We start from the raw sequence: 15546 nt of genomic DNA on the forward strand, positions 1-15546 counted from the left end.
GGCGAGCCGTGATCAGACTCCGACTAGTGGAACTTTGAAGAGTGTTGCACCCGAGACCCGTCAAATTTGGACGTATGCAGTCAATGCGCCTCATCCCAGTTCCCCGCCGCCCGCGCATCCACCACCAGCGGCACGCTCAGCGCCACCGCCGGCAGGGCCGCCCCCTCCATCACCCGCTTGATCTCCACGATCGCCGCATCAGCGAGCTCTGAGGGCGCCTCGAACACCAGTTCGTCGTGCACCTGCAGCAGCATCTTCACCTGTGACAGGCCGGCGGCCTCCAGGGCCGCGGGCATGCGCATCATCGCCCGCCGGATGATGTCCGCCGCCGCCCCCTGGATCGGGGCGTTGATGGCGGCGCGTTCGCCGAACTGGCGCTCGGCGCCCGACTTGGAATGGATGGCCGGGATGTGGATCCGCCGCCCGAAGACGGTCGAGACCATGCCCGTCTCGCGCACCTGGGCCTTCGTCGCGTCCATATAGGCGCGGATGCCGGGGAAGCGCTCGAAATAGGTCTTGATGTAGGCCCCGGCCTCGCCCTGGTCGATGCCCAGCTGGGCGGCCAGGCCGAAGGCGCTGATGCCGTAGACGATGCCGAAATTGATCGCCTTGGCGCGGCGGCGGGTCTCCGGGTCCATCTGGTCCAGCGGCACGTTGAACATCTCGCTGGCCGTGGCCGCGTGGATGTCCAGGCCCGCCTTGAAGGCGCGCTTCAGCTCGGGGATGTCGCCGATGTGGGCCAGCAGGCGCAGCTCGATCTGGCTGTAGTCGGCGCTGATCAGCACATTGCCCGGGCCGGCGATGAAGGCTTGGCGGATCTGGCGGCCGGTGGCCGTGCGGATCGGAATGTTCTGCAGGTTGGGGTCGCTGGAGGCCAGGCGGCCGGTGGTGGCGGCGGCCAGCTGGTAGCTGGTGTGGACGCGGTCGGTCCTGTCGTCGGCGGCCTCGATCAGGGCGTCGGTATAGGTGCCCTTCAGCTTGCTGAGCTGGCGCCAGTCCAGCAGGACGCGCGGCAGTTCGTGGGTCAGGGCCAGGGTTTCGAGGGTGGCGGCGCCGGTCTCCCACTGGCCGGATGCGGTCTTCTTGCCGCCGGGCAGCGACATGTCGCCGAACAGGATGTCGCCGATCTGGCGCGGGCTGCCGACGTTGAAGGGGCGGCCGGCCAGCTCGTGGGCCCGGGTCTCCAGCTCGGCCATGCGCATGCCGAACTCGCTCGAGAGCGAGCGCAGGCGGACCGGGTCGACGCGGACGCCCTCGCGCTCCATGCCCGCCAGGGTCTCGGGCATGCCCCGCTCCAGGGTCTCATAGACGGTGACCAGGCCCTGTTCCGCCAGCCGGGGCTTCAGGATGCGCCACAGGCGCAGGGTCACGTCGGCGTCCTCGGCCGCATAGCCCGTGGCCGGCTTCAGCTCGACGTGCTTGAACGACTTCTGGCTCTTGCCCGTGCCCGCGACGCTCTTGAACGGGATCGGGTCGTGCCCCAGATGCAGGCGGGACAGCTCGTCCATGCCGTGGCCGTGCAGTCCGCCTTCGAGGACGTAGGAGATCAGCATGGTGTCGTCGTAGGGCGCCACGCGGATGCCGCGCTGGGCCATGACGGCGAGATCGTATTTGATGTTCTGGCCGACTTTGAGAACCGCGGGGTTCTCCAGCAAAGCTTTCAAACGGCTCAGCGCCGTCGGCTTGTCGATCTGTTTCAGGGGCTCGCGGGCGTCGCCGCCGTCGCCGAAGTCCAGCCCGCCGCCGCCCGCCTGGGGCTCATGCTCATGGGTCAGGGGCACATAGCAGGCGTCGTTGGGGCCGATGGCCAGGGAGACGCCGCACAGGCCGGCGTGGGTGGCGCTCAGGGCGTCGGTCTCGGTGTCGAAACCGACGATCCCGGCCGCCTCGGCCCGCCGGATCCAGGCGTCCAGTTCCTCGATCGTCTGTACACAGACATAGGCCTCGTGATCGAAGGTCTGGACCGCCACGTCGGTGGCGACGGCCTGCGGGGCGTAGCGCGGCGAGATGACCGGGGCCGTCAGCGGCTTGGGCCGGGCGGCGAAGGCCGAGCCCTCCTTCGCGGCCGCCTTGCCGTCGCCGACCCGGTTGCGCAGGCTGCGGAACTCCATCTTGTCCAGGAACTCGGCCAGCAGGACCGGATCGGGGTCGCGGACGGCGAAGTCGTCGATCGGCTCGGGCGCGGGGGCGTCGCAGGTCAGCCTGACCAGCTCGCGGCTGAGCCGGATCTGGTCGGCGAAATTGATCAGGGTCTCGCGCCGCTTGGGCTGTTTGATCTCGCCGGCCCGGGCCAGCAGGGTGTCCAGGTCGCCGTACTCGTCCAGCAGCTGGGCCGCCGTCTTGGGGCCGATGCCGGGCGCGCCCGGGACGTTGTCGACGCTGTCCCCGATCAGGGCCTGCAGGTCGATCATCTTCTCCGGACCGACGCCGAACTTCTCGAACACCTCGGGCTCGGCCAGGCGGCGGTCCTTCATCGGGTCCCACATGACCACGGAGGGGCCGATCAGCTGCATCAGGTCCTTGTCGGAGCTGACGATGACCGCCTCGCCCCCGGCGTCCCGCGCCCGGCAGGCGTAGGTGGCGATCAGGTCGTCGGCCTCATAGCCGGGCAGCTCGACGCAGTGGACGCCGAACGCCGCCGTGGCCTCGCGCACCAGCGGGAACTGCGGGACCAGATCCTCGGGCGCCGGCGGCCGGTGCGCCTTGTACTGGTCGTACAGGGTGTTGCGGAACGTCTTCTCCGAGTGGTCGAAGATGGCCATCAGATGGGTCGGGCCGTCGGCGCCCTTCATGTCCTGCAGCAGCTTCCAGAGCATATTGCAGTAACCCTGCACCGCCCCGACGGGCAGGCCGTCCGACTTGCGGGTCAGGGGCGGCAGGGCGTGGTAGGCGCGGAAGATGTAGGCCGAGGCGTCGATCATCCAGAGCCGCAGCGGCGGGCCGTCCTGGGTCAGGGGGCGGGGGGCGGTCTCGGGCGTCGCGTCGGTCATGGCGCGAACATAGGCAAGGCGGGTTCTGACGTCACCTGACGAACGGCCTTGTCGTGTTGACGGCGGGTCCGGCGAGCGCCCACGCTGCTGCGACAGGAGATCATCATGCTGGGCGTCCTCTCATTCTCGCTGGCCCTTTCGGGCGCTCCACAAACGGTGGAGCCTTATCCCCTGCTCCGTCTCGATACCCTCGTCCCTCCGGTGACGGACACCCACCGGGAGAACCCCGTCGAGTTCGTCGAGCGTGGCGCGACGGACGATCTGAGCTGGACGTCGCCTGTCGTCGAACTGGCGGCCAAGGCCGACATGCGCTGGACGGCGGTGTCGGTGGCGTTCAACTGGGTCTGGATCACGGACGACCGCTCTCGGCGCCCCATCTGGTTCGCGCGGCTGCGGGCCCGGCACAACCGCGGAACGATCGAGCGTTTCGCCGATTCCCGGCAGTGCCCGGCCGTGCAGGAGGCGCTGGACCGTATCGCGGGTCTGCCGGTGCTCACGCCTCGCGTGCCCGCGCTGCCGGACCCCCCAGGTCCCGCCACGGAAATCGATTCCGGCGGCGGCTATCTGCACGACAACACCTACCGGATCCGCATGCGCGGACGTTTCGACGGCGTCGCCTGGAGTGACCGGATCGAGATCACCGCGAACTCGGGATCACCGGTCGCGCCAGTGGTCGGCGATACTCTGGCGCAGCTCCTGCCCTGCTGGACCGAAACGGCGCCGCCCCGTCAGTAGGGGATCAGGAAATCCAGGTGTTCTCGCACGGGCCCGCCAGGGTCCAGCCGGCGACGCCGGAGACGACCCGGCAGCGGACGCCCATCCCGGCCAGCGGGCCGTGCAGGATGCCGGACTCCAAGGTGGCGCCGTGGCCGTCATAGACCGGCTTCTGGAACTGCACCCACTGGATGCGGTCGCCGGGGCTGTGCGGGCGATCGGGGTCGTAGGTGGTCGGGAAGCTGACGCCGTGGCGGCTCCAGTCGCAGCGCGGCGACCAATCGCCGGTCTCGCTGAACAGCCACAGCGGCGGGGGGAGGTTGTCGGTGGTGTTGAAACGATAGTGCGCCTTGGCCACCGCCGCGATGACGGCGCAGTCGTTCTGGTCGGTCGCCTGCTCCGGGCCGCCGGGGACGGAGGTCGCGGGCGTGGCGCAGGCCGTCAGGGCCAGGGCCGGGACCAGGGCGGCGATCAGGGCGGCGGCGGCGCGCATGGCGGCTCCTGTTACGAACGCAGGCCGGAGATCGTGCGGTTGGGCGCGATGTCCTCGGCCGAGGTGATCAGGTGAACGACGGCGGGGCGGCCCGCGTTCCGGGCGGCCTCCAGCGCCGCCGGGAAGTCCTCGGTCCGCTCGCAGCGGATGCCAAAGGCGCCGAAGGCTTCGGCGTACTTCACGAAGTCGGGGTTCTTCAGGTCGGTGGCGATGACCCGCTGGGCGCCCGGATAGTGGGTTTCCTGGTGCATGCGGATGGTGCCGTAGGTCCCGTTGTCGACGATCACGACCACGGCGTTGATGCCGTACTGGACCGCCGTGGCGATCTCCTGCCCGGTCATCAGATAGTCGCCGTCGCCGGCGATGCAGATGACGTCCGTGTCCGGATGGACGCTCTTGGCCGCCAGCGCCGCCGGATAGCCGTAGCCCATGGCGCCCGAGGTCGGGGCCAGCTGGGTGCGGCAGGCGCGGTGGCGATAGAACCGGTGCAGCCAGGCGGCGAAATTGCCCGCTCCGTTTGTGACGATGGCGTCGGGCGGCAGGATCTCGCCCAGGTGCGCCATGCACTCGCTCATGTTGACCGCGCCGCCGACGGGCACGGGCGTGGAGAAGGCCTGATAGTCGGCGTGGGCGGCTTCGGCCTCGGCGGTCCAGGTCCGGCCCGGATCGATGGCCGACAGCGCCAGCGCGGCCAGCGAATTGTCGGCGGTGGCGCTTAGCAGCGGCGTCCACACCCGGCCCAGCTCCTCGGCGCCCGGATGGATGTGGATCAGGGTGTCCGCCGTGCGGGCGCGGTCCAGCAGGGTGTAGCCCTGCGTCGGGTTCTCGCCGAGCCGGGCGCCGACGGCGATGATCAGGTCCGCCGCCTTGGCGCGCGCGGTCAGTTTCGGATTGCAGCCCAGGCCCAGGTCGCCGGCGTAGTTGGCGCGGTCGTTGGACAGGATGTCCTTGCGGCGGAATGACAGGGAGACCGGCAGGCCGATCCGCTCGGCCCAGTCGCCGATGGCGGCGGCGGCCTCGGTGGTCCAGCCGGAGCCGCCCAGCACCAGCAGGGGCCGCTCGGCCTGCGCCAGGCGGGCGCGGACCTGTTCCACGAAGGCCGGGTCCAGCGCCGCCTTCGCGGGCGTAACGGCGCGGACGGGGGCGGGGCCGCCGTCTTCGTGCAGGATGTCCTCGGGCAGGGCGATGACCACCGGCCCCATCCGGCCCTGCAGGGCGGTGGCGAAGGCGCGCTCGACCACCTCGACGGTGCGCTCGGGGCTTTCCAGCTCGGTCGCCCATTTGGCCAGGCCGCCGAACACCTCGCGGTAGTCGACCTCCTGGAAGGCGCCGCGGCCGCGGTCGGTCAGGGCGATCTGGCCGACGAACAGGATCATCGGGGTGGAGTCCTGATGCGCCGTGTGCACGCCGATCGAGGCGTGGGTCGCGCCCGGCCCGCGCGTGACCATGCAGACGCCCGGCTTGCCGGTCAGCTTGCCGTAGGCCTCGGCCATGTTGGCGGCGCCCGCCTCGTGCCGGCAGGCGATGACCTGGATCTGGTCGCGCACGTCGGCCAGTGCGTCCAGCACCGCCAGATAGCTTTCGCCCGGGACGCAGAAGACGCGGTCCACTCCGTTCACGACCAGGGTTTCGACGAGGCGGCGGGCGGCGGTGTTCGCGGGCTGGGTCATTCCGCCCGACTAGCAGATCAACCCGGACCTTGGCCATGCAACCCCACGGCCACGCTTGCGTTTACCGTGAAGGTTCAATGTCACCGGGGATCACCCAATGAAGAAGATTATCGCCCTCACTCTCGTCGCCGCCGCCCTGGCCGTGTCGGCCTGCAACACCATCTCGGGCGTCGGCCGCGACGTTCAGGCGGCGGGCAACGCCGTCACCTCGGGCGCCGAGCAGGCCAAGAACTAGAGCTCTCGCTCTCGAAGATATGAGGGCCCGCCGGTCGATCCGGCGGGCCTTTTCGTTGCCCGTTTCCCGCTTCTGTGGCCTGACTTGGCCGTCGCACTTCAGCGGACGCACGGAGGCAGGACCATGGGACTTCTCGATGACGTGGCGGGCGGACTGGGCAAGGACGCGGGCGGCGGGCTGGCCGATCTGCTGAAGGGACAGGGCGGGGTCGCGGGACTCGCCGAGAAGTTCGGCCAGAACGGTCTGGGCGACGTGGTCGGATCGTGGATCGGCAAGAGCGCCAACGCCGGCATTTCGCCGGAACAGATCGCCGGCGTTCTGGGGTCCGGTCCCATCGGCGACTTCGCCGCCAAACTGGGCATTTCGCCGGAGCAGGCCAGCGAGACGCTGGCGGGCCTGCTGCCCGAGGCCATCGACCGGCTGACGCCGGGCGGCTCCGTCGACGGGGCGGGCGACCTGCTGGACAAGCTGCCCGGCGGTCTCGGCGACATGATCGGCGGCTTCCTGAAGCGCTAGAACGAAACCGGGTTGAGCGGACGCCGTCCGGCTCGACCCGGGTTTCAGTAGACCACGCCGGTCAGATACAATCCTTCGGACGGCGCGACCGGCCCGCAGGCGTTGCGGTCGCGCGCCTCAAGCGCCTTGGCCACATCCTCGACCGCCCAGCGGCCCAGGCCGACTTCGGCCAGGGTCCCGGTCATCGACCGCACCTGGCGATGCAGGAAGCTGCGCGCCTCGAACACCAGATGCACCTCTTCGCCCACGCGGGTGACGCGGGCCACGTCCAGCGTCTTCTCCGGCGACTTGGACTGGCAGTTCACGTCCCGGAAGGTGGTGAAGTCGTGCAGGCCGACCAGCGCCTGGGCCGCCGCGTGCATGGCCTCGGCGTCCAGCGGCTTCTTCATGTGCCAGACCCGCCCCAGATCCAGCGCCGGACGGCCAGGCCGGTTCAGGATGCGATACAGGTAGCGCCGTCCCGTCGCCGAGAAGCGGGCGTGCCAGTCGTCGTCCACTCCGACGCAGTCCAGCACCGACACCTCTTCCTCGATCAGGTGGGCGTTCATGGCGTTCATGACCGTGTGCTCGGGCCAGGCCTTGTCCAGGTCGAAGCTGACCACCTGTCCGGTCGCATGCACGCCGGTGTCGGTGCGGCCGGCGGCGGCGAGGCGCAGCGTCTGGCCCGAGAAGGCCTTGATCGCGGCCTCCAGCGCGCCCTGCACGGTCGGCTGGCCGGGCTGGGCCTGGAAGCCGTTGTAGCCCGAGCCGTCGTACTCGACCGTGAGCCGGTAGCGCGGCATTACGCCAGCACCGTACCGGCGGGCAGCGCGAAGCCGCGCAGCATCTCGTCGGCGGCCTGCGCCGCCTTGCCTTCGCGCTGGACACGGATCAGACGCACCGCGCCCTCGCCGCAGGCGACGTTCAGGCCCTCGCCGTCCAGCACCTCGCCGGGGGCCGCGCCGCCCCGCGGGCTGACGGACGAGAGCAGGGCCTTGATCCGCACCGGGCCGTCGGCGCCGGGCGCCTCGAACCAGGCGCCGGGGAAGGGCGACAGGCCGCGGATATGGGCGTCCACCTCGGCGGCGGGGCGGGACCAGTCGATGCGGGCCTCGGCAGGGGTGATCTTGCGGGCGTAGGTCGGCTCGCCGGCCTGTTCCGTGCCCTCGGCGCCGCCGCGCTCGATGGCCGCCAGGGCGCGGGGCCACAGGCTGGCGCCGGTGTGGGACATGCGTTCCGACAGGGTGGCGGCGGTGTCGTCGGCGCGGATGTCGAGGATTTCGGACAGCAGGATCGCGCCCTCGTCCAGGCCCTCGGACATGCGCATGATCTGGACGCCGGTCTGTTTGTCCCCGGCCATGATGGCGCGCTGGATCGGCGCGGCGCCGCGCCAGCGGGGCAGCAGAGAGCCGTGCAGGTTGAAACAGCCCAGACGCGGCGCTTCCAGCACCTCGGTCTTCAGGATCTGGCCGTAGGCGACCACGCAGGCGGCGTCGACGTCCAGGCTCTGGAAGTTGGCGATGGCCTCGGACGCCTTCATCGAGGCGGGGGTGAAGACCGGCAGGCCCATGGTCTCGGCGAAGGCGTGCACCGGTGACGGGGTCAGCTTCTGGCCGCGGCCGCGCGGCTTGGGCGGCTGGGAATAGACGGCCACGACCTCATGGCCGCTGGCGATGATCTCGGCCAGCGACGGCACGGCGAAGTCCGGGGTGCCCATGAAGGCGAGGCGCATGGCGACCGATCCAGTCAGTAGAAGCGGCGGCTCTAGCAGAAACCGCGTTCAAATCGCGAGCCTTGGAGGGATACGCCCTCAAGCAGCGAGCCGCCTGGGACGTTAGTCCCAGCGGGTGAAGACGCCGCCGCCCTCATCCCATTCGCCGCCCGCGTCCAGCGCGTCGTCGAAGTCGAGCAGGCGGTCCAGCAGGACGCCGGCGATCACGCCCACGGCGGCGACGCCGACCAGGGTGACGACCGAGGCGACGCCGACCTTCTCGTTGCGGGTCAGTCGGCGACGGCCGCGCGGGTCGATGATGCGGTCGCGGTTGCGTTTGATGCGGGCCATCAGGCGGCGAGCCTCGCGGCCTTCTTCACCTTGGCGACCGCGCGCTCGCGCTTCAGCCGCGACAGGTGGTCGATGAACAGGACGCCCTCGAGGTGATCCATCTCGTGCTGGATGCAGACGGCGAACAGGCCCTCGGCCTCTTCCTCGACCGCCTCGCCGGCGTAGTTCAGGTAGGTCAGGCGCACACGGGCGGGGCGTTCGACGGCGTCATAATACTCCGGCACCGACAGGCAGCCCTCCTCATAGGTGAACAGCTCTTCCGACGACCAGACGATCTCGGGGTTCACGAAATGGCGGGGATTAGGCTTGCGGGCCTCGGGGTCGTCGCCCTCGACCGGGTCGCCGTCGCCCAGGTCCATGACGATGACGCGGCGGGTGTCGCCGATCTGCACCGCGGCCAGGCCGATGCCCGGCGCGGCGTACATGGTGTCCAGCATGTCGTCCATCAGGCTACGCAGCTCATCCGTCACCGGTCCCTCGACCGGCGTGGAGATCTGCTTCAGCACCGACAGGTCGGCGGGGTTGTCGATGGTCAGGATGCGACGGACGGCCATGCCCGCGAGGTAGGCGCGCAGGGCCGAAAGGTCAAGATTTCCGACGGTTTCGAAGGGTTATCCGGCCGCGTTGTCGGCGACGGGCAGGGGGCGGGGCTTCCGGTCCTGGTCGATGGCGACATAGGTGAAGACGCCTTCGGTCACGCGCATGGACTCGGCTTGGGCGTGGTTGCGCGGCCGTTTCCAGGCCTCGACGTGGACCCGGATCGAGGTCCGGCCCGTCTTGATCACCCGGGCGTAGATCGAGACCTCGTCGCCGACCGAGACCGGCTGGTGGAAGACCATGCCGTCGATGGCGATGGTGGCGCAGCGGCCCTGCGCCAGTTCGAAGGCCGGGGTGGCGCCGGCCAGGTCCATCTGGGCCAGCAGCCAGCCGCCGAAGATGTCGCCTTCCGGATTGGTGTCGGCCGGCATGGCGATCACCCGGCCGACGGGTTGGCCGGTGGGACGGGTCGGCAGATCAGGGTGGCTCAAGGTTCGGCTCCGGGCCTCAGGGCAGGCTCATATCCGCCGCCCGCCGGGGAACCGCAAGCGGTCAGGCGTCGGTGGGCGGCGATGCCGACAGGCCCATGCGGACCAGGGCGGAAAGGCTGGCGGCCTGCATCTTGTCCATGACCTTGGAGCGGAAGATCTCCACGGTGCGCGGGCTGATCGACAGCAGCAGGGCGATCTCCTTGTTCGACCGACCCAGGATCAGGGCGTCGAACACCTGGTGCTCGCGCGGCGTCAGGGTGGCCAGCCGGCGGTCGACCTCCAGCCGCTGCTCCTGCCGGGCCGAGATGTGGTCCAGCTGGTCCAGCGCGCCCTTGACCGTCTCGATCATGCGGGTGGGATCGAAGGGCTTTTCGATGAAGTCGATGACCCCGGCCTTCATCAGATGCACCGCCATCGGCACGTCGGCGTGGCCGGTGAAGACGATCACGGGCCAGACGCGGTCGGTCATCTCGCTGAGGCGGCGCACCACCTCTGCGCCGTCCATGCCCGGCATGCGGATGTCGGTGATGACGCACGCCGAGCGGTCTTCCGGCAGGTTGGCGAAGAAGTCGGCGCCGCTGGCGAAACCCCGGGCCCGCACGCCCTCGGCGCGCAGCAGGTGCAGCAGGGAGTCGCGGACCGCCGCGTCATCGTCGATCACGAACACCGAATGCCGGATGTTGCTCATGCCTCTTCAGTCTCCTGCGGCAACTCAATCGAGAAGGCGGCGCCGCCCAGATCGCTGCGCCCCACGGACAGGGCGCCGCCGTGGCTCTCGACGATGGTGCGTGTGACGGACAGGCCCAGGCCCATGCCCGACGACTTGGTGGTGGTCATCGGACGGAAGACGGCCTCGATGTCGTCGCCGGGAATGCCGGGGCCGCTGTCTTCAACCGTCAACCGATAACCTCCGCCGTCCAAGGACTGGCCGCGGACCACCACAACGGATTGCGCCTGATCCGCCACCGCCTCGGCGGCGTTGCGGACCAGGTTGATCACGGCCTGTTGAAACTGGATACGCTCGGCTCGCACGATATCGTCGGAATCGTCGACGTATGTGCGAATCTCGACCCCCCTATCGCGGGCAATAAGGGCAAAAGCTGGACCCAAATCCTCGATCATGGAAGAAATTCTCTCACTCTCCAGGCGACGGGTGCCGGTGACCAGCATGTCCCGCATGCGCCGGATAATGCTCCCGGCCCGGAGCACCTGCCCCTTGGCCAGGTCCAGGGTCCTGGCGGCGCTCTGGCCGATCAGCCCGGCCCGCTCGATGTCGCGCTGGCTGGCCTGCATATAGGTGGTGGCGGCGCTGAGCGGTTGGTTCAGCTCATGCGCCAGGGTGGCGGCCATCTCGCCCAGCGAGTTCAGGCGCCAGACGCGGTTCAGCTGGATGTCCAGATCCCGGGCCCGCTCGGTGGCCATCTCCGCCTCGGTCAGGTCGGTGATGCAGACCGCGGCGTAATCCTCCTCCGAGGCCATGGGCATGACGCCCATCTGCAGGCTCAGGATCAGGGGCCGCCCGTCGGGACGGCGGCCGATCCAGTGGCCGGTCGGCGCCTCCAGCGGACCGTTGGAGGCCTTGCCGTCCAGCCGTTGCAGATCGAAGCCGTGGACCAGCTCTCCGAAGGACCGGTCGGCGGTCTCGAAGCTGTCGATCCCGAACAGGCTGGCGGCGGCCGGAGTCAGGCGGCGGATCTGGCCCTCGCGGCCCAGGATGACCACCGGCACGGTGGCCAGCACCGTATCCAGCACGGCGTTGCGGCCCGCCAGCGTGCGGGTCAGCTCCATGGAGCGGCGGTGCATGCGGCGCTGAGCCCAGCAGATCTCGGCCACCAGCCAGCCCACGACCACGAACAGGCCGGCGTTGACCAGGGTGTCGGCCAGGCTCTCGCGGCTCACCAGCATGACATTGCCCGCGATCGACAGGGCGATGGCCAGGGCGGTCGGCGCGCGGCGCGCCAGCATGGCGGTGATGACCACCGCCGGCACCAGCGGCAGGTAGTAGAAATGGCCGAAGAGCTCGAGCACGGCCCTGAGGGCGAAACACGCCAGAACGGCCCCGATCGCCAGAAGATAGGCCCGCCATCCCCGGTAGGACCGGGTGGTCGCCATGGAGAACAGGATCTCCGACGCCGAGCGCTTGCCTGTCACATCGTGCAGATCGAGTCCGGTGATCGGATCGACCCCTCCCTCTGCCGGAACCTCTGTTCCGCTGGAGTCAGGCATAACAACAATCCGCATAAGGGAAAATACGTATAGGGCCCGCTCTCGTGAGAAAGCGGGCGTCTGGCGTTTGGGGGGGAGCCCTCGGGTGGATTTTTTGCGCCGAGCGGCGCGGCCGCTGCGGGACAGACCTTTCTTTGAAGGGTCTGCGCGATCTCGGCAAGCAGTTCTCAAGTCGGTTAAGGATCAATCAAAGTAAACAGCAACTACGTAGTCCTACGTATTCGTACGGTTTTGTACGTACCGTTGAGTTTACGAAGAATATTAGCGTTACCCGGATTATGTCCCAAACAAACCGGGGTAAGAATGTCCTCCTTCAATCTTCAAGTTGTGCGCCGGACCGGCGCCCTCTTCACGGCGGCCTTCGCGGCTGTCCTCTTCATCGCCGGCCCTGCCGCGGCCGATCCTGAATTCAGCGGCCAGGTCGGCGTGGCCAGCGAATACGTCGGCAAGGGGCTCGGAAAGAGCAACGGCGAGGTCGCCTGGTCGGGCGAGTTCGAGGTCGCCCAGGGCGCCTTCCACGCCAGCGTTTTCGCCTCGACCGCCGAGCTGTCGCAGGGTTCCGACGCAGAAATCATCACGACTGTGGGTTGGGCGCCGGAAGCGCTCGGCTTCGAGTTCGACTTCGCCGTCCTTAACCGTGACCTGCCCGGAACGGCGGCGAACGTGGATTCCAATTATTGGGAATATCAGGCGGATGTGTCGCGCAGCATCGGCCCGGTCAGCGGCCGTTTTCGCGTGAACTACACCCCGGACGGCTTCGCCGGGACCAAGGAGGCCTGGTGGGTCGAAGCCCAGGCCGCCTACAAAATCGCCCCCAAGACCAAGGCTTCGGCCGCCGTCGCCACCCGCCGCGCCCACGGCGGCGCCGACTACACCGCCTGGAACGTCGGCGTGAAGCAGAAGCTGACCGACGCCGTCTCGGCCGACCTGCGTTGGTACGACACCGACGAGCATGATCTGGGCGAGCCCTACGAGGGCCGACTGGTCGCCGCTCTCACCTTCGCATTCTGACTCCACTCCGAACGTTCGAGGCTTATCCAGTGAATTTCCTGAACAACATGCCCGTCGGCCGGAAGCTCTTCCTGGCCTTCGCCTGCGTCCTGACGGCGATCGCCGTGATGGGCGCGGTCGTCTTCCTGCAACTGAGGACGCTGGACAGGGCGCAGGCCGAGCGTTCCGTCTCGAACGCCATGGTCCGGTCCACGGCCGCGGCCGAATTCTACATGGTCCGTCAGGAAAACAGCTTCCGCGGTTTCCTGATCTCGAACGATGAATACTACGTCGAACGCGCCGCCGCTCACCGCAACTCCTTCAAGGCCAAGCTGGCCGAGATGCGCGAGAAGGCCACCGGCGACAACTTGGCCGCTATCGACGCGGCCGAACGGACCGCGGACGCCTGGTACGACCACGTCGTCATCAACGGTCGCACGCTCTCGCTCAATCCGGCCACTCGCCATCAGGCCCTGACCATGGTCGGCCGCGACGGTTCGGCGGACAAGGTGATGGAGCCGGTCGAAGAGGCCATCGACGCCATCAAGACCGCCAACGAGGCCGACCTCGAACGGGTTCGCGCCCAGTACGACGCGGCCATGGCCACCGCCAAATGGACGCTGGGCCTCGGCATTCTCGCCGCCATCATCCTGTCGCTGCTGGTCGGGGTGGCCCTGACGCGCGGCATCGGAGGCCCGGTCATGAAGATGGTCGAGCACATGAAGCGCCTGATCGGCGGCGACACCGCGCTGCAGGTGCCGGAAGCCACCCGCAAGGACGAGTTCGGCGCCATGGGCCAGGCGATCATCGCCTTCCGCGACGCCGCCATCGACAAGATCCGGGTCGAGGCCGAAGCCGCCGACGCGCGTGAGAAGGCCGAGGCAGAACGCCGCCGCAACCTGACCGCCACCGAGGCCGCGGCCGAGGAACAGGCCGCCGTGGTCACGGCCCTGGCCGAAGGCCTGGAGAAGCTCAGCGCCGGCGACCTGACCTATCGCCTGACCCAGACTTTCCCGTCCGACTATGTGAAGCTGCAGTCCGACTTCAACGCGGCTATGGCCCAGCTGAAGGACGCCATGTCGGTGGTGGTCTCCAACGTGTCGGCCATCCGGTCCGGCTCGGGCGAGATCAGCCACGCCGCCGACGACCTGTCGCGCCGCACCGAACAGCAGGCCGCCTCGCTTGAGGAAACCGCAGCCGCGCTGGATCAGATCACCGCCACCGTCAACAAGACCGCCTCGGGCGCCCGTCAGGCCTCCAGCGTGGTCCAGGGCGCGCGCGGCGACGCCGAGACCTCGGGCATCGTGGTTCGCGACGCCGTCGAGGCCATGAGCGCCATCGAACGCTCGGCGCAGCAGATCAGCCAGATCATCGGCGTGATCGACGAAATCGCTTTCCAGACCAACCTGCTGGCCCTGAACGCGGGCGTTGAAGCCGCCCGCGCCGGCGACGCCGGCCGCGGCTTCGCGGTCGTCGCCTCCGAGGTCCGGGCCCTGGCCCAGCGTTCGGCGGAAGCGGCCAAGGAGATCAAGACCCTGATCTCGGCCTCGACCAACCAGGTGGCGTCGGGCGTGCAACTGGTCGGCCAGACCGGCGAAGCCCTGCAACGCATCGTCGGCCGCGTCGCCGAGATCGACAGCCTGGTCTCCGAAATCGCCGCCTCGGCGCAGGAGCAGGCCACCGGCCTCCAGCAGGTCAACACCGCCGTCAACCAGATGGACCAGGTGACCCAGCAGAACGCCGCCATGGTCGAGGAATCGACCGCCGCCAGCCACTCGCTGTCGCAGGAAGCCGAAAGCCTGGCCAACTCGGTGTCGCGCTTCCGCATCGGCGACGGCAGCGTCCAGACGCGCGCCCCGGCGCCGGCTCCGCGCTCCCACGCCCACGCCCCGGTTCCGCAGATGCGGGCCACGGGACGCGGCGGCGCCGCCCTCAAGCCGCAGGCCGTCGAGGACGGCTGGGAGGAGTTCTGATGAGCGACGTCGCCGGTCACTCCCTCGTCCTTCCCGCCGTGCTCGACATCCGCGCGGCGGGGCCCCTGCAGGCCGACCTGCTGGCCGTTCGCGGCCAGCCCCTGACCCTCGACGCCTCGGCGGTCGAGCGTCTGGGCGGCCTGTGCCTTCAGGTTCTGCTGTCGGCCCGCGCCCTGTGGGCGGCTGACGGTCAGCCCCTGACCGTGACGACCGGCGACGGCGCCGTCTTCTCCGACCAGTGGGCCGCGTTCGGCGCGGCCGCCTTCGACACCGTTCCTCTGGGAGCTCCCGCGTGACCAAGACCGTTCTGACCGTCGACGATTCCCGCACCATGCGCGACATGCTGCTGATGGCTCTGGAGGAGGCGGGTTACCGCGTCATCCAGGCCGTCGACGGCGTTGACGGCCTGGAGGTCCTCGCCGCCAACGGCGCGGACATCATCATCACCGACATCAACATGCCCCGGATGGACGGCTTCGGCGTCATCGAGGGCGTGCGCGCCGATCCGAACCACCGCCACACCCCGGTGCTGGTGCTGACCACCGAGAGCGACGCCGAGAAGAAGGCCCGCGCCCGCGCCGCCGGCGCGACGGGCTGGATCGTCAAACCCTTCGACCCGGTGAAGCTGGTGGACGCCGTCCGCCGCGTCGCCGCCTGAGGCAGAGGTAAA

17 protein-coding genes are annotated in these 15546 nt (G+C 69.1%); 7 read left to right on the forward strand and 10 right to left on the reverse strand.

Features of this window, described 5'->3' with window-relative positions:
* Positions 1 to 80 precede the first annotated feature (80 nt).
* Positions 81 to 2990 carry a DNA polymerase I gene (gene polA / locus AC3WRV_RS02240; protein WP_492311991.1) on the reverse strand — a complete coding sequence of 970 codons (2910 nt, stop codon included), beginning with the start codon at positions 2988 to 2990 and terminating at the stop codon, positions 81 to 83.
* A gap of 105 nt (positions 2991 to 3095) precedes the next feature.
* Between polA and AC3WRV_RS02245 the strand changes: the two genes are divergently transcribed.
* A complete protein-coding gene (locus tag AC3WRV_RS02245; protein WP_492311992.1) occupies positions 3096 to 3725 on the forward strand; it encodes a hypothetical protein in 630 nt (209 codons plus the stop codon).
* A gap of 4 nt (positions 3726 to 3729) precedes the next feature.
* Here AC3WRV_RS02245 and AC3WRV_RS02250 read toward each other — a convergent pair whose 3' ends face one another.
* Both AC3WRV_RS02250 and AC3WRV_RS02255 read right to left on the reverse strand, forming a co-directional pair.
* The gene (locus AC3WRV_RS02250) at positions 3730 to 4197 is read right to left on the reverse strand and encodes a hypothetical protein (RefSeq protein WP_492311993.1); all 468 of its coding nucleotides are present in this window, start codon (positions 4195 to 4197) and stop codon (positions 3730 to 3732) included.
* Positions 4198 to 4208: 11 nt separating this feature from the next.
* On the reverse strand, positions 4209 to 5867 hold the full coding sequence (locus tag AC3WRV_RS02255) for a thiamine pyrophosphate-binding protein (RefSeq protein WP_492311994.1): 1659 nt from the start codon (positions 5865 to 5867) through the stop codon (positions 4209 to 4211).
* A 97-nt stretch (positions 5868 to 5964) separates the two neighbouring features.
* Between AC3WRV_RS02255 and AC3WRV_RS02260 the strand changes: the two genes are divergently transcribed.
* Both AC3WRV_RS02260 and AC3WRV_RS02265 read left to right on the forward strand, forming a co-directional pair.
* Positions 5965 to 6102 carry an entericidin A/B family lipoprotein gene (locus tag AC3WRV_RS02260; RefSeq protein WP_291834039.1) on the forward strand — a complete coding sequence of 46 codons (138 nt, stop codon included), beginning with the start codon at positions 5965 to 5967 and terminating at the stop codon, positions 6100 to 6102.
* A gap of 123 nt (positions 6103 to 6225) precedes the next feature.
* Positions 6226 to 6618 (forward strand): YidB family protein, encoded by a 393-nt coding sequence (locus AC3WRV_RS02265; protein ID WP_492311995.1) that lies wholly within the window; start codon positions 6226 to 6228, stop codon positions 6616 to 6618.
* A gap of 44 nt (positions 6619 to 6662) precedes the next feature.
* Here the strand turns inward: AC3WRV_RS02265 and truA are convergent, their stop codons facing one another.
* The 7 genes from truA to AC3WRV_RS02300 form a co-directional block, all read right to left on the reverse strand.
* On the reverse strand, positions 6663 to 7400 hold the full coding sequence (truA, locus tag AC3WRV_RS02270) for a tRNA pseudouridine(38-40) synthase TruA (protein ID WP_492311996.1): 738 nt from the start codon (positions 7398 to 7400) through the stop codon (positions 6663 to 6665).
* A complete protein-coding gene (gene fmt, locus AC3WRV_RS02275; protein WP_492311997.1) occupies positions 7400 to 8329 on the reverse strand; it encodes a methionyl-tRNA formyltransferase in 930 nt (309 codons plus the stop codon). Before fmt ends, truA begins: the two co-directional genes overlap by 1 nt.
* A 102-nt stretch (positions 8330 to 8431) precedes the next feature.
* Entirely contained in the window at positions 8432 to 8659 is a 228-nt protein-coding gene (locus AC3WRV_RS02280; protein WP_291837339.1) for a hypothetical protein, read from the reverse strand.
* Complete coding sequence (gene def / locus AC3WRV_RS02285) at positions 8659 to 9213, reverse strand: peptide deformylase (protein WP_291837341.1); 555 nt, start codon at positions 9211 to 9213, stop codon at positions 8659 to 8661. Before def ends, AC3WRV_RS02280 begins: the two co-directional genes overlap by 1 nt.
* Before the next feature lie 57 nt (positions 9214 to 9270).
* On the reverse strand, positions 9271 to 9627 hold the full coding sequence (locus tag AC3WRV_RS02290; protein ID WP_492312710.1) for an acyl-CoA thioesterase: 357 nt from the start codon (positions 9625 to 9627) through the stop codon (positions 9271 to 9273).
* A 121-nt stretch (positions 9628 to 9748) separates the two neighbouring features.
* Positions 9749 to 10375 carry a response regulator transcription factor gene (locus AC3WRV_RS02295; RefSeq protein WP_291837343.1) on the reverse strand — a complete coding sequence of 209 codons (627 nt, stop codon included), beginning with the start codon at positions 10373 to 10375 and terminating at the stop codon, positions 9749 to 9751.
* Entirely contained in the window at positions 10372 to 11913 is a 1542-nt protein-coding gene (locus AC3WRV_RS02300) for a sensor histidine kinase (protein WP_492311998.1), read from the reverse strand. Before AC3WRV_RS02300 ends, AC3WRV_RS02295 begins: the two co-directional genes overlap by 4 nt.
* A gap of 303 nt (positions 11914 to 12216) precedes the next feature.
* Here AC3WRV_RS02300 and AC3WRV_RS02305 point away from each other — a divergent pair, with 303 nt between their 5' ends.
* Genes AC3WRV_RS02305 through AC3WRV_RS02320 form a run of 4 tightly spaced genes read left to right on the forward strand, consistent with a single transcriptional unit; the run spans position 12217 to position 15534 of the window.
* On the forward strand, positions 12217 to 12924 hold the full coding sequence (locus AC3WRV_RS02305) for a TorF family putative porin (RefSeq protein ID WP_492311999.1): 708 nt from the start codon (positions 12217 to 12219) through the stop codon (positions 12922 to 12924).
* A gap of 47 nt (positions 12925 to 12971) precedes the next feature.
* Positions 12972 to 14876, forward strand: coding sequence for a methyl-accepting chemotaxis protein (locus AC3WRV_RS02310; protein ID WP_492312711.1), 1905 nt, complete (start codon positions 12972 to 12974; stop codon positions 14874 to 14876).
* A complete protein-coding gene (locus tag AC3WRV_RS02315) occupies positions 14876 to 15172 on the forward strand; it encodes an STAS domain-containing protein (RefSeq protein WP_492312000.1) in 297 nt (98 codons plus the stop codon). Before AC3WRV_RS02310 ends, AC3WRV_RS02315 begins: the two co-directional genes overlap by 1 nt.
* Complete coding sequence (locus AC3WRV_RS02320) at positions 15169 to 15534, forward strand: response regulator (protein WP_492312001.1); 366 nt, start codon at positions 15169 to 15171, stop codon at positions 15532 to 15534. Before AC3WRV_RS02315 ends, AC3WRV_RS02320 begins: the two co-directional genes overlap by 4 nt.
* Positions 15535 to 15546 lie beyond the last annotated feature (12 nt).

It is taken from the genome of Brevundimonas sp. EU05-FHT14B11 (assembly GCF_058790835.1).